The 13087-nt window shown below is 68.4% G+C and carries 10 protein-coding genes and 1 tRNA gene; 2 read left to right on the plus strand and 9 right to left on the minus strand.

The annotated features are described in order from the left end of the window. Window positions 1-163 precede the first annotated feature (163 nt). The 3 genes from ABT115_RS28875 to ABT115_RS28885 all read right to left on the minus strand — a co-directional run bounded on the left by ABT115_RS28875 (window position 164) and on the right by ABT115_RS28885 (window position 1979). Window positions 164-481, minus strand: a complete 318-nt coding sequence (locus ABT115_RS28875; RefSeq protein ID WP_351795821.1) for a hypothetical protein — start codon at window positions 479-481, stop codon at window positions 164-166. A gap of 158 nt (window positions 482-639) precedes the next feature. After that, on the minus strand, window positions 640-1527 hold the full coding sequence (locus ABT115_RS28880) for a Bax inhibitor-1/YccA family protein (protein ID WP_351795824.1): 888 nt from the start codon (window positions 1525-1527) through the stop codon (window positions 640-642). A 366-nt stretch (window positions 1528-1893) separates the two neighbouring features. Next, window positions 1894-1979, minus strand: a tRNA-Leu gene (locus ABT115_RS28885). A gap of 465 nt (window positions 1980-2444) precedes the next feature. Between ABT115_RS28885 and ABT115_RS28890 the strand changes: the two genes are divergently transcribed. Then, entirely contained in the window at window positions 2445-3215 is a 771-nt protein-coding gene (locus ABT115_RS28890) for an ABC transporter ATP-binding protein (protein WP_351795826.1), read from the plus strand. A gap of 52 nt (window positions 3216-3267) precedes the next feature. Then, complete coding sequence (locus ABT115_RS28895; RefSeq protein ID WP_351795829.1) at window positions 3268-5793, plus strand: ABC transporter permease; 2526 nt, start codon at window positions 3268-3270, stop codon at window positions 5791-5793. Between the two features lie 110 nt (window positions 5794-5903). Here the strand turns inward: ABT115_RS28895 and ABT115_RS28900 are convergent, their stop codons facing one another. The 6 genes from ABT115_RS28900 to eno all read right to left on the minus strand — a co-directional run bounded on the left by ABT115_RS28900 (window position 5904) and on the right by eno (window position 12961). Continuing rightward, on the minus strand, window positions 5904-7208 hold the full coding sequence (locus ABT115_RS28900) for a class I SAM-dependent methyltransferase (RefSeq protein ID WP_351795832.1): 1305 nt from the start codon (window positions 7206-7208) through the stop codon (window positions 5904-5906). 328 nt (window positions 7209-7536) lie between these two features. Next, on the minus strand, window positions 7537-8922 hold the full coding sequence (locus tag ABT115_RS28905; protein WP_351795835.1) for an NAD(P)/FAD-dependent oxidoreductase: 1386 nt from the start codon (window positions 8920-8922) through the stop codon (window positions 7537-7539). A 460-nt stretch (window positions 8923-9382) separates the two neighbouring features. Beyond that, entirely contained in the window at window positions 9383-10324 is a 942-nt protein-coding gene (locus ABT115_RS28910; RefSeq protein WP_351795838.1) for a Ppx/GppA phosphatase family protein, read from the minus strand. A 72-nt stretch (window positions 10325-10396) separates the two neighbouring features. Continuing rightward, window positions 10397-10939 (minus strand): DUF501 domain-containing protein, encoded by a 543-nt coding sequence (locus tag ABT115_RS28915; protein WP_351795840.1) that lies wholly within the window; start codon window positions 10937-10939, stop codon window positions 10397-10399. 59 nt (window positions 10940-10998) lie between these two features. Continuing rightward, on the minus strand, window positions 10999-11469 hold the full coding sequence (locus ABT115_RS28920) for an FtsB family cell division protein (protein ID WP_351795843.1): 471 nt from the start codon (window positions 11467-11469) through the stop codon (window positions 10999-11001). 205 nt (window positions 11470-11674) lie between these two features. Further along, window positions 11675-12961: a phosphopyruvate hydratase gene (eno, locus tag ABT115_RS28925; protein WP_351795845.1), complete on the minus strand. Its 1287-nt coding sequence runs from the start codon at window positions 12959-12961 to the stop codon at window positions 11675-11677. Between the last annotated feature and the right edge of the window lie 126 nt (window positions 12962-13087).

Raw genomic sequence — 13087 nt, forward strand, 5'->3', positions numbered from 1 at the left:
GTCCTCGTACTGGGCGTACGAGGACGATCCCGACAACGCGGCGAGCGTGCGTGCCAGGCGTCGCGGGGCAGGCGGGACTTTCGAAACACGCCCTACCCCCCCGGGGCATTGGGGGTGGAGCGGCTCTCACCGGCCGCTGCCCTCGGGCCACCGCCCGCCGCCGCTACGCGAACGCCCGCGCAGTGGCCTCCGCCACGAATTGCACGGCCGCGTCCAGCTCAGCCGACGGGGCCGTTTCCAGTGCCACCGCCAAGTCATGCCCCGCTACGGCAAGTTGGTCACCGATCGCGAAGATCCCGGCGTCCGGCATGATCCGCGGCTCCCGGTCCGGCGCCTCGATGCGCTGGGCCCGCAGAGCCAGTTCCCTGGCCGTGGCCAGCCCTTCGGCAGCCGCGCCGCGCTGCAGACGGCTCTGCGGGGCGGCGCGCAGCCGGTCGGCGAATCGGTCCACGGCGGTGATCAGCGGGGTCGTATCGAGCACTCCGCGACCCTACGCGCCCTTCCGGGATGGTTGCCAACGGGCCGATGCCCGGACACGGTGCCGGGAAAGCCGGGAAACCGGGCAGGGTGCCAGGAAAGGGGAACGGCCCGCAGGCGCTGTGCCTGCGGGCCGTTCCGTTCCCGTTGCGGGGTTGTGCATCAGTCGTCGCCGCTGAGGAGGGAGAACAGACGCAGCATCTCCAGGTAGATCCACACCAGCGTCATGGTGAGGCCGAAGGCCGCCAGCCAGGACTCCTCGCGCGGGGCGCCGAACGAGATGCCGTCCTCGACCTGCTTGAAGTCCAGGGCCAGGAAGCACGCACCGAGGATGACCCCGATGACACCGAAGAGGATGCCGAGGCCGCCGCTGCGCAAGCCCAGGCCGTCACCGCCGCCGAAGACGGCGAACAGCAGGTTGACCAACATCAGGAGCATGAAGCCCACTGCGGCGGCCATCACGAAGCCGTAGAAGCGTCGGGTGACGCGGATCCAGCGCATCTTGTACGCGAGAAGCACACCGGCGAAGACACACATGGTGCCCATCACCGCCTGCATCACGACGCCCGGCGCGATGTACGTGCTGACCGCGCTGGAGATCACTCCGAGGAAGACACCCTCGAAGGCCGCGTACGCGACGATCAGCGCCGGGGCCGGCTTTCGCTTGAAGGACTGGACGAGCGACAGGACGAACGCCACCAGGGCGGCGCCGATCGCGATGCCGTATGACTTGCCGAGGTTGGCCTCGTCGACCGGCAACAGGGCCCAGGCAAGCACGGCACCGAGCACCACGGTGCCGAGCGTGATCGCCGAGCGCGAGACGACATCGTCGATCGTCATTGCACCGGAACGCGCCGGTGCCTGCGGGACGCCGTACTGGGTGTCCTGCTGGGCGTAGGGGTTGGTGGCGTACGGGTTGGCGGCGGCGCCCTGCGCGTACGGGTTGGCACCCGCTACGGGGGCCCCGGCCTGCGGCGCCGCGTTGAAGCCCGCGTATCCGTTGTCGCGGCTGAAGCCCCGTCGCGAGAAGACCGGGTTGCTGCTCCTCATCTCACTCCTCCATGGCCACCCTGCGTGGCCTTCCCACAAGAGTAATGGGTAGGCAAAAGAATCAGGCTAGTGCTTGGGGAGGATCTTTAGGCCGACCGGCACCCGGATGGTCCGGGGTCCTCGCAGCGGTTCCGCCATCTGAGTGTCGGCCAGGAAGCAGTACACGTCCGAGCCGTCCCGGCGCGCGACGACCGGATCGGCCCGCCGCGACACGGCCGACTGCTACGAGAGGTGGGCGGGCTCGACGCCGATTTCGGGGGTACGGGTGACGAAGACCACTCTCCCGAGCGCATGAATGATCGCGGACTTCAGGCCGTCCTGCCTGATCAGAGGTCACCCGACGGCCTCTCAGCCGCAAGCGCGAAGTGGTGCCCGGAACCGGACTCGAACCGGCACGCCCCCGAGGGGCAGCGAGGTTTAAGCTCGCCGTGTCTGCATTCCACCATCCGGGCCTGGCGCGCGGCTCCGCGTTGGCACATGACCCTATCCGGGGGCCTCCTCCGATCAGCGGGTCATTGGCGCGATGTTGTCTTATTTTATTGACCGTTTGAGGGTGCGTCAGCACTCGTGAGAGGGCATCGTCACATGCCTGGGCGGGGTAGCGGGTACGGCGACCGGTATTCCGAATTGACGTAAAGTCGCCGCACTCGGACGGCGCATTCGCCAGGCGGGCGCCAGCGATCGCCATGGGCACGCCACCCCGGCCGGGCAACGAGGCCGTGCGGCCGTCCTCAGGGTCGGTGTCATACCGCAGGAGGACGCAGGTGCCCCTCGGTGCGACTCAAGGCGCCCCCTGGAACGGGCACGGGGTCGGACGACCTGCGGCGATACGGCGGTGACGATGGAGGGGTTCCAAAGGCAACCGATCACCACCCCGGACGAAGCCCTCGGCCGGAGGCCCGAATCAGGAGATTCCCGTGACCACCACTTCCACCGCACACCGCGTCACCACGGTGGCTGCCCGCGCCACGGATCTGTCGAAGGTCTACGGAGAGGGCGAGACCAAAGTGACGGCCCTGGACCAGGTCTCCGTGGAGTTCCCGCGGGGCGAGTTCACCGCCATCATGGGCCCGTCCGGCTCCGGCAAGTCCACGCTGATGCACTGCGTGGCGGGCCTCGACAGCTTCAGCAGCGGTTCGGTACGGATCGGTGAGACGGAGCTGGGCTCCCTCAAGGACAAGCAACTCACCCAGCTCCGCCGGGACAAGATCGGCTTCATCTTCCAGGCGTTCAACCTGCTGCCGACGCTGACGGCACAGGAGAACATCACGCTCCCCATGGACATCGCGGGCCGCAAGCCCGACGCCGAGTGGATGCGGAAGGTCATCGACATGGTGGGCCTCTCCGACCGACTGACCCACCGGCCGACCGAACTCTCCGGCGGCCAGCAGCAGCGCGTCGCGGTGGCCCGCGCCCTGGCCTCGCAGCCGGAGATCATCTTCGGTGACGAGCCGACCGGGAACCTGGACTCCCGCTCCGGCGCCGAGGTCCTCGGCTTCCTGCGCAACTCGGTGCGCGAGCTGGGGCAGACCGTCGTGATGGTGACCCACGACCCGGCGGCGGCCTCCTACGCGGACCGGGTCGTCTTCCTCGCGGACGGCCGGATCGTCGACCAGATGATGCACCCCACCGCGGACGGGGTCCTCGATCGGATGAAGGCGTTCGACGCCAAGGGCCGCACCAGCTGAAGCCCGCTCTGACCCTCTTCCGGAACTCCTCCCCATCCCAGGACTGACAGACATGTTCCGCACTGCCCTGCGCAATGTGCTCGCACACAAGGCCAGACTGCTGATGACCGTCCTCGCCGTGATGCTCGGCGTGGCCTTCGTCTCCGGCACCCTGATCTTCACCGACACCCTCGGCAACGCCTTCCGTAACCAGTCGGCGAAGAGCTATGACGATGTCGCCGTCGCCATCACCACCCCGGCCGAACAGACCGACGAGAAGACGCCCGCCATCACCGCCGCCACCCTGAAGAAGATCCAGGGCCTGAACGGTGTGGACACCGCCACCGGCCGGGTGTCCGGCTTCGCCGGGGTCGCCGACCCCGACGGCAAGCTGATCGGCAACGGCTGGACCAACACCGGCGCGAACTTCTTCCCCGACAAGAACGGCAAGGACTCCGCGTACACCTTCGTCGAGGGCAAGGGCCCGGACGCGGCCGACCGGATCGCGCTCGACGAGGAAACCGCGAAGAAGGGCGAGTACCACGTCGGTGACCAGGTCCGGGTCGCCACCAACGGGCCGGTGAAGGAATACACCCTCTCCGGTGTCTTCACCACCGAGGACGGCGCGGTCAACGCGGGTGGCAGCCTGGTTCTCTTCGAGACCCCGGTCGCCCAGAAGCTCTACCTGCGGCCCGGCGAGTTCATGAACGTCGACATCTCCGCCGCGTCCGGCGTCTCCGCCGACAAGCTGCTGGCCGACGTGAAGCCGCTGCTCCCGAAGGACGCCGACGCCCGGACCGGCAAGGACCTCGCCGACGAGCAGGCCAAGAACATCGAGGACGGGATGAGCAGCCTCAACTCGATGCTGCTCGCCTTCGCCGCGATCGCGCTCTTCGTCGGCATCTTCCTGATCGCCAACACCTTCACGATGCTGGTCGCCCAGCGCACGAAGGAACTGGCACTGCTGCGCGCCGTCGGCGCCTCCCGCCGCCAGGTCAAGCGCTCCGTCCTCCTGGAAGCAGCGGTGGTCGGCGTGATCGCATCGGTCGTCGGCTTCCTGCTCGGCCTCGGTCTCGCCATCGGGCTGCGCTCCGCGATGAGCCTGATCGGCGGGAAGATCCCGGACGGACCGCTGATCGTCTCGCCCACCGCCATCGCCGCCGCGCTCGGCGTCGGCGTCCTGATCACCGTGCTGGCCGCCTGGCTGCCCGCCCGCCGGGCCGCGAAGATCCCGCCGGTCGCCGCGATGAACAGCGTGCACGCGACCGCCACCGTCAAGTCCCTGGTGCTGCGCAATTCGATCGGCGGCGCACTCACCGCGCTCGGTAGCGCGGTCATCGTGGCGGGCGCGGCCATGGGCTCGGACGGCCGGACGGTCATCGCGGCCGGCGCGTTCTTCGCGCTGATCGGTGTCATCGTGCTGATCCCGCTGCTGTCGCGGCCGGTCATCGCACTGGTTCGTCCGCTGCTCAAGCGGCTGTTCGGGGTCTCCGGCAAGCTGGCCGCGCAGAACGCGGTCCGTAACCCGCGCCGTACCGGCGCCACCGCCTCCGCCCTGGCCATCGGGCTCACCCTGGTCACCGGCATCTCGGTCCTCGGTGTCACCGTCGGCGAGGCGGTCGACCGGATGACGACGGACAACATCAAGGCCGACTACATGGTGTCAATGGCGAACGGGGACTCGCTCGACCCGTCGGCGCTCAGCGCCCTGGAGAAGGCCGACGGGGTCGAGGCCGTCTCGCCCAACCAGTACGCCTGGCCGGAGGTCGGCGGCACACCCCTCATGGCCTCCGGGGTCGCCCCTGGTGACGTGTCGAAGCTCTTCGCCATCAAGACGGTCTCCGGCTCGGTCGACTCCCTCGGCGACAACGAGTTCGCCGTCGACCAGAAGACCGCCAAGTCGAACGGCTGGAAGACCGGGGACACCGTCGCGGTCGAGTACGAGGACGGCAAGAAGGAGAAGCTGAAGGTCGGGGCGATCTACGAGGACAACGAGTTCCTCTCCCCCGTCCTGATGTCCAAGGACCTCCTGAACCAGCACTCCGACCACCCGTACATCCGCGAGATCTGGCTGAAGATGGACGGCGGCGAGACCGCCGCCAACGAGAAGACCGTGGTCAAGGCGCTCGGTGACAACCCGGCGATGAGCGTCATCGACCGCCAGGGCATCCGGGACATGTCCGGCGGCGCCATCAACACCGCCCTGAACATCATGTACGGCCTGCTGGCGATGGCCCTGATCATCGCGGTGCTCGGCGTCGTCAACACGCTGGCCATGTCGGTCTTCGAACGCCAGCAGGAGATCGGCATGCTGCGCGCGATCGGCCTCGACCGGCGCCGGGTGAAGCGCATGATCCGGCTGGAGGCCGTGGTCATCTCGCTCTTCGGCGCGGTGATCGGTGTCGTGCTCGGTACGTTCCTCGGATGGGCGATCGGGCAGACCCTGAAGTCCTCGATCCCGGACTACGCCCTGATCATCCCGTGGGGCCGGATCGGGATCTTCCTGGTGCTCGCCGCACTGGTGGGTGTGCTGGCCTCGCTCTGGCCGGCCCGCGGCGCCGCGAAGCTGAACATGCTGACGGCGATCAAAACCGAATAGCGGCCGGCAGGACCGGGACGGACACACCGGGGCCGGTACGCGCAGCGCGGAGCTGCGGGTACCGGCCCCCGGTGTGTCCGTCCCGGTGCCGGTGTCTCCCGGTGCCGGTGTCAGCCGGTCGCCGACGCCGTCCAGTCGCGGGCCCGCAGCGGCATGCGGGCGGCCCCGCCCTCCACCGGGCGCACCACGAGGATCTGGTTGACGCCGATCTTGTTGTGCTCGAAGGAGAGGGCGGAGGCGGCCATGTAGAGGCGCCAGACCCTGGCCCGTCCCGGCGAGGTCATCCGGACCGCCCGGTCCCATGCGTTCTCCAGGTTGGCGACCCAGCGGCGCAAGGTCAGTGCGTAGTGTTCGCGGATCGACTCGACGTCACGGGCCTCGAAGCCGGCTTCTTCGAGGGTGGTCACGGTCCGTCCCACCGGAGCCAGTTCACCGTCCGGGAATACATAGGCATCGATGAACGCGTCCACGTGGTACGCGGACTCGTCCTTCTCGGGGCGGCGGGCGATCTGGTGGTTGAGCAGCCGGCCGCCGGGCTTGAGGAGTGCGTAGAGGTCGTCGGCGTATTCGCGGAAGCGGACCGAGCCGACGTGTTCCGCCATGCCGATGGACGAGATGGCGTCGTAAGGACCGTCCCTGACGTCCCGGTAGTCCTGGACCCGGATGTCGATCCGGTCGGTCAGGCCCTTTTCCGCGATGCGCTTCCTGGCGTAGGCGGCCTGTTCGACGGAGAGGGTCACCCCGGTGACCCGGGCACCGTACTCGCGGGCCGCGTGGATGGCCATGGAGCCCCAGCCGCAGCCGACGTCGAGGAGGCGGTCGCCCTCCTTCAGTGCGAGCTTGCGGCAGACCAGGTCGAGCTTGTCGCGCTGGGCGTCCTCAAGATTCCCGTCGTCGTCCCAGTAGGCGCAGGAGTAGACCATGGACGGGCCGAGGACCAGTTCGTAGAAGTCATTGCCCACGTCGTAGTGGTGGCTGATGGCTTCCTTGTCGCGGTGCTTGGTGTGGAGGGTGCCGGTGCGGCGGCGTACCTCCTCGGGCGGCGGGGGCGGCGGTGGCCAGGGACCGGCGAGCTGCAACAGCCCTTTGGCGAAGGCCCGCACCTTCGGGTCGCGGACCGGGTGGACGCCGTCCTTGGCCTCCACGCCGCGGTCCCAGATCAGCGAGGCCATCAGATCCAGGGCTTCGTACAGATCACCTTCGATGTCGAGCTCGCCCGCCACCCAGGCGCGGGCCAGGCCCAGTTCACCCGGCTTCCAGAGCAGCCGGCGCAGCGCGCGGCGGCTGTGGATGACGAGGACGGGCGCACCGGGCGGTCCGGATTCGCTGCCGTCCCAGGCCCGGATACGGACCGGCAGCCTTTCTCCCAGCAACTCCTCGGCAAGAGCGGTCAGCCGCAATGCGGCGTCTGCCATGGCGCACACCTCCGTGATGGTGTTCCCAATGTGCCCAAACATGAACAAACATGCTTGCAACCACGCCGGACACCCGCGGCGCCACGACGAGCTGCACCCCCGTCAACAGTCCGCGGAACGCGGGCCGTCCCGCTACCGCGCAATGCAACGGCAAAATGTTTGTACAGTACATATATTCACTGGTGCGCCGCTCACGAAACCCCGTCCCGCGTCCCGCCACGCAGCGGCCGGACACGCCGAAGGGGCCGTCCGCACCACGAATGGCGGACGGCCCCTCCGGGCGTTGTGCACGTACTGCGCGGCGAGCAGATCCCCAGGGAACGCGCCCCTAGGATGCCTTGGCCTTCTCGCCCTCGGCCTTGGCGGCGGCCGGTGCCGGGGTCGGCTTGGCGGCCTCGTAGAACTCCTCGCGCGGCGTCTCCATGGCGCCGAGCGAAACGACCTCGCGCTTGAGGAACGTCGCAAGGGTCCAGTCGGCGAAGATCCGGATCTTACGGTTCCAGGTCGGCATCGCCAGACCGTGGTAGCCACGGTGCATGTACCAGGCGAGACGACCCTTGAGCTTGATCTTCATCTTGCCCATGACGATCATCGCAACGCCCTTGTGCAGCCCCAGACCGGCGACCGCACCCTTGTTGGCGTGGCTGTATTCCTTCTGCGGGAAGCCGCGCATCCCGGAGATGACGTTGTCGCCGAGGACCTTGGCCTGACGCAGTGCGTGCTGGGCGTTCGGCGGGCACCAGGCGTTCGGGTTGCCGGCCCTGCGGCCGATCATGTCCGGAACCTGTGCGTTGTCGCCCGCGGCCCAGATGTAGTCGGTGCCCTGCACCTGGAGCTTCTCGGAGGTGTCCACGTGACCACGCGGACCGAGCGGCAGACCGAAGCGGGCCAGCGCCGGGTTCGGCTTCACGCCGGCCGTCCACACGATCGTGTTGGAGTCGACCTCGAGGCCGTTCTTCAGCACGACATGACCGTCGACGCAGGAGTCCATGGAGGTCGAGAGGAAGACCTCGACGCCACGGGACTCCAGGTGCTCCCGGCCCCAGGTGCCCAGCTTCGGGCCGACCTCGGGAAGGATCTTGTCGGCGGCGTCGACGAGGATGAAGCGCATGTCCTCGCGCTTCACGTTCGTGTAGTACTTCGCCGCGTCGCGGGCCATGTCCTCGACCTCGCCGATGGTCTCCGCACCGGCGAACCCGCCACCCACGAAGACGAACGTCAACGCCCGGCGGCGGATGTCCTCATCGGTCGTCGAGTCGGCCTTGTCCAGCTGCTCGAGGACGTGGTTGCGCAGACCGATGGCCTCCTCGATGCCCTTCATACCGATGCCCTGCTCGGCGAGGCCGGGGATCGGGAAGGTGCGGGAGACCGCGCCCATCGCGATGACCAGGTAGTCGAAGGGCAGCTCGTAGGCCTCACCGACGAGCGGCGCGACCGTGGCGACCTTGCGGTCCTGATCGATGGTCGTGACGCGGCCAGTGAGGACCTCGGCCTTCGGCAGTACGCGTCGCAGCGGGACGACGACATGCCGAGGCGAGATGCTGCCAGCGGCGGCTTCGGGGAGGAAAGGCTGGTAGGTCATGTACGACCGAGGGTCGACGACCGTGACGGTCGCCTCGCCGTAGCGCATCTTCTTCAGGATGCGCCGAGCTGCGTACAGGCCTACGTACCCACCGCCTACTACGAGGATCCTGGGACGCTCCGTGGTGCTCATGCCATCGAGTATCCACTCCCCTGAGGGGGCATACTCGTGAGCCCCTTCACAAGGTATGGACCACCCTCTGCTACACTGCCCCACCCACGTGACCGAGGTCATGTCATCGGAGGGGAACCACGGCGCGGTAGCAAACGTTGTTCACCGCCTGTGAGCTGGCCCTTGAGCCTCTGGGCCGGGTGAACCACCCGCTTCGATCCACACGCCGGCAACGCGTCCGGAACAGTCCCACACCGACGCGGAACGATCCCGCGGGCGCCCCTGGATGCCCATACGGACCAGAACCGCTCTCCACGGGGCCGAATTCCTTGTGAAGAAGTTAACGAACTTGATTGCGATGTGTCCCGCGAGGCACCCCCGGGTGGCCCACGAACGCTCAAAGCGCAGGCCGGAGTGTGCCTGAGCGCCGTTTTCGCACCCTGCGGAAGGCCCGCCACACACCGCCCCCGCTCAGCCGGACCTACGCGATCGACCAGCCGATTCCGTCGAGGATGTCGTGCTCGCTGACGACGATCTCCTGGGCGCCTGCCCGCTTCATCACGGCGAGCAGGATCAGCGCCCCCGAGGTGATCACATCGACCCGTCCCGGATGCATCGCACCGATCGCGGCACGCTCGGCGTGGGTAGAGGTGAGGAGCCGTCCGGTGATCTCCTGGACCTGGCCGAGGGAGATCCGGGAGTGGTGGATCGCCTCGGAGTCGTACGCGTCGAGCCCCAGGGCGATCGCGGCGACCGTGGTGACCGTCCCGGCGAGGCCGACGAGGGTGGCGGCCCCGCTGAGCGGGACGCTCTCCTCGGCGAGGTCGAGGGCGGCGTCGATGTCGGCGCGGATCGCGGCGATCTGACCGGGGGTCGGCGGATCGCTCACGACACCGTCGTGCACGAGGTGCCGCTCAGTCATCCGTACGCAGCCGATGTCCACGGAACGCGCGGCCCGCACATGGTCGTCGCCGACGACGAACTCGGTGGAGCCGCCGCCGATGTCCACGACGAGATACGGCTTCGCGAGATGATCACGGCCCGCGAGCTCCTTGGTGGCGCCCGTGAAGGAGAACTCCGCCTCCTCGTCGCCGCTGATCACCTCCGGCTCGACGCCCAGGATGTCCAGCACACCACGGACGAACTCGTCCCGGTTCTCCGCGTCGCGGGAGGCGGAGGTGGCGACGAAGCGTATCTTCTGCGCCCCCTGCTCCTTGATCACCCCCGCGTACTGGCGGCAGGCGGCGAACGTCCGCTCCAGGGCCTCGGGCGCGAGCCGGCCGGTGCGGTCGACGCCCTGGCCGAGGCGAACGATCTCCATCCGGCGATCGAGCTCGACGAGCTCGCCGGTGGACGGGTCCACGTCTGCGACGAGCAGACGGATGGAGTTCGTACCGCAGTCGATGGCGGCCACGCGGGTCATGAATGCTCCTGTGGAATCAAGCCCCTCCGGCGATCGAGGAGCGGGGTCCGGGGGCTGAGCCCCTGGGAACGGTCAGGCCTCGTCGCCCGCGCCCGCCAACTGGCAAGGCGTCACACACGGCCCCTTGCGCCACCACTCCGGCAGCATCGCGATCGCCTCGTCGCCGAGCGGGTTCACCCCGGGCCCCGCAGCCAGCGAATGCCCGACCAGCACGTGCAGACACTTCACCCGGTCCGGCATACCCCCCGCACTCGGGAAGCCCTCAAGGACCTCGATGGCATCGCGCCGGGCGATGTAGTCCTCATGAGCGGCCCGGTACGCGGCGGCCAGCTCGGGGTCCGTACCGAGGCGCTCGGTCATCTCCTTCATGACGCCGTTCGCCTCCAGCGTGCCGATCGCGGACGCGGCACGCGGGCACGTCAGGTAGTACGTCGTCGGGAACGGCGTACCGTCCTCCAGCCGGGGCTGCGTCTCGACCACGTCCGGGTTGCCGCACGGGCAGCGGTGCGCGATCGCGCGCAGCCCGCGCGGCGGGCGGCCCAGCTGCTGCTGGAACGCGGCGATGTCCGCCTCGGTGGGCGCGGTGGACTCGGTCTGCGGAGGGGGGGTTTCCATGCCTGCCTAGGTTCTGATCGGGCTGCTCGAACTGCGGTTCTGCAGATAGCTGAAGAGAGTCAGTCGCGGTCGGCGCTGTCGACGCCGTCCCAGAGGTTGGAGTGCCACGGCCGACCGGACTCGTCCGTCTCGCCGTTGCCCTCCTTGACAGCGTCGGGGTCGATCACCGTATAACCGGTCTCCCCGGGGAGAACGTAGTGCAGGTGCTTGCGGGCAAGCTGCCTGATGTACGCATCGTCCTGGAGGCGCGCCTTCTCGTCGCGCAGCTCCTCGGTGCGGGCCCGGGCCTCCTGCGCCTTACGTTCCTGCTCGGCGATCTCGTCCCGCTGCGACACATACTGCCGCATCGGGTACGCGAGCGCGACCACCAGGGAACAGACGACGAGGGCAAGGAAGGCCGCCCGGCCGGTGAGCCGGGAGCGGCGGGCCTGACGGCGGCTCTGCGACCGGTAGACGCGGGCGGCGGTCTGCTCGCCGAGTAGCCTCAGCCGGGTCGCGGTGGAGAACCGGTCCCGGTCCTTCGCGGCCATGTCCACGCCTCCCCATCACACACGTCCGTCCCCGCACACGGTACGTGACCGAGTGCGGGGACGGACGGAGGCCGGGGCCTTCGGCCCGCTAGGACGGGCCCTGAGGGCCGGTGCTCAGCCCTTGCTGTGCTGATCAGTTCGCGGAGCGCTGTGCTGATCAGTTCGCGGAGCGCTGTGCTGATCAGTTCGCAGAGCGCTGTGCCGATCAGTTCGCAGAGCGAAACCGCGGGAACGCCGAGCGGCCCGCGTACACCGCGGCGTCATCGAGGATCTCCTCGATGCGCAGCAGCTGGTTGTACTTGGCGACGCGGTCCGAGCGGGCCGGGGCGCCGGTCTTGATCTGACCGCAGTTCACCGCGACGGCGAGGTCGGCGATGGTGACGTCCTCGGTCTCGCCGGAGCGGTGGGACATCATGCACTTGAAGCCGTTGCGCTGGGCCAGCTCGACGGCGTCCAGGGTCTCGGTCAGCGAACCGATCTGGTTGACCTTGACGAGCAGGGCGTTGGCGGAGCCCTCCTCGATGCCGCGGGCCAGGCGCTCCGGGTTGGTGACGAACAGGTCGTCGCCGACGATCTGCACCTTGGCGCCGAGCTTCTTGGTGATGACGTTCCAGCCGGCCCAGTCGTCCTCGTACAGCGGGTCCTCGATGGAGACCAGCGGGTACGCGGAGACGAGCTCCTCGTAGTACTCGGTCATCTCGGCGGCCGAGCGGGACTTGCCCTCGAACTCGTACTTGCCGTCCTTGTAGAACTCGGACGCGGCGACGTCGAGCGCGAGCGCGATGTCCTTGCCCGGGACGTAGCCGGCTTCCTTGATGGCCTCGATGATGAGGTCGAGGGCGGCGCGGTTCGACTCCAGGTTCGGCGCGAAGCCGCCCTCGTCGCCGAGACCGGTCGAAAGACCCTTGGCCTTCAGGACCTTCTTCAGCGTGTGGTAGACCTCGGCGCCCCAGCGCAGGGCCTCGGAGAAGGACTCCGCACCGATCGGGGCGATCATGAACTCCTGGATGTCCACGTTGGAGTCGGCGTGCGACCCACCGTTGAGGATGTTCATCATCGGGACGGGCAGCAGGTGCGCGTTCGGGCCACCGAGGTAGCGGAACAGCGGCAGGTCCGAGGCCTCGGAGGCGGCGTGGGCGACGGCGAGCGAGACGCCGAGAATGGCGTTGGCGCCGAGCGAACCCTTGTTCTCGGTGGCGTCCAGGTCGAACATGGCCTGGTCGATCAGCCGCTGCTCGGTCGCGTCGTAGCCGACGAGCTCCGGGCCGATCTGCTCGATCACGGCGAGGACAGCCTTCTCGACGCCCTTGCCCTGGTAACGGTTGGGGTCGCCGTCACGAAGCTCGATGGCCTCGAACGCACCGGTGGAGGCGCCGGACGGCACGGCAGCACGACCTGTGCTGCCGTCGTCGAGGCCAACCTCGACCTCGACCGTGGGGTTCCCCCGGGAGTCGAGGATTTCCCTGGCTACGACGACGTCGATGGACGGCACGAGGCATCTCCTTCTGGGATATGACACTGGTTGTGCAGGGTCACTTTGGCCTTGCGACAAGAGCCTAACCGGCCCGGCCCACCAGTCGGACGACCGCCCGTCCCCTGGGATGAAAAAGGACCCAAG

Origin of the sequence: Streptomyces sp. NPDC001832 (assembly GCF_040297265.1) — a bacterium.
Classification (GTDB): Bacteria; Actinomycetota; Actinomycetes; order Streptomycetales; family Streptomycetaceae; genus Streptomyces.

What these genes read in the sequence shown, in the direction of transcription:
- ABT115_RS28880 (WP_351795824.1), bottom strand. Translation starts at nt 1,527, where the DNA reads ATGAGGAGCAGCAACCCGGTCTTCTCGCGACGGGGCTTCAGCCGCGAC.
- ABT115_RS28895 (WP_351795829.1), top strand. Translation starts at nt 3,268, where the DNA reads ATGTTCCGCACTGCCCTGCGCAATGTGCTCGCACACAAGGCCAGACTG.
- ABT115_RS28900 (WP_351795832.1), bottom strand. Translation starts at nt 7,208, where the DNA reads ATGGCAGACGCCGCATTGCGGCTGACCGCTCTTGCCGAGGAGTTGCTG.
- ABT115_RS28905 (WP_351795835.1), bottom strand. Translation starts at nt 8,922, where the DNA reads ATGAGCACCACGGAGCGTCCCAGGATCCTCGTAGTAGGCGGTGGGTAC.
- ABT115_RS28910 (WP_351795838.1), bottom strand. Translation starts at nt 10,324, where the DNA reads ATGACCCGCGTGGCCGCCATCGACTGCGGTACGAACTCCATCCGTCTG.
- ABT115_RS28915 (WP_351795840.1), bottom strand. Translation starts at nt 10,939, where the DNA reads ATGGAAACCCCCCCTCCGCAGACCGAGTCCACCGCGCCCACCGAGGCG.
- ABT115_RS28920 (WP_351795843.1), bottom strand. Translation starts at nt 11,469, where the DNA reads ATGGCCGCGAAGGACCGGGACCGGTTCTCCACCGCGACCCGGCTGAGG.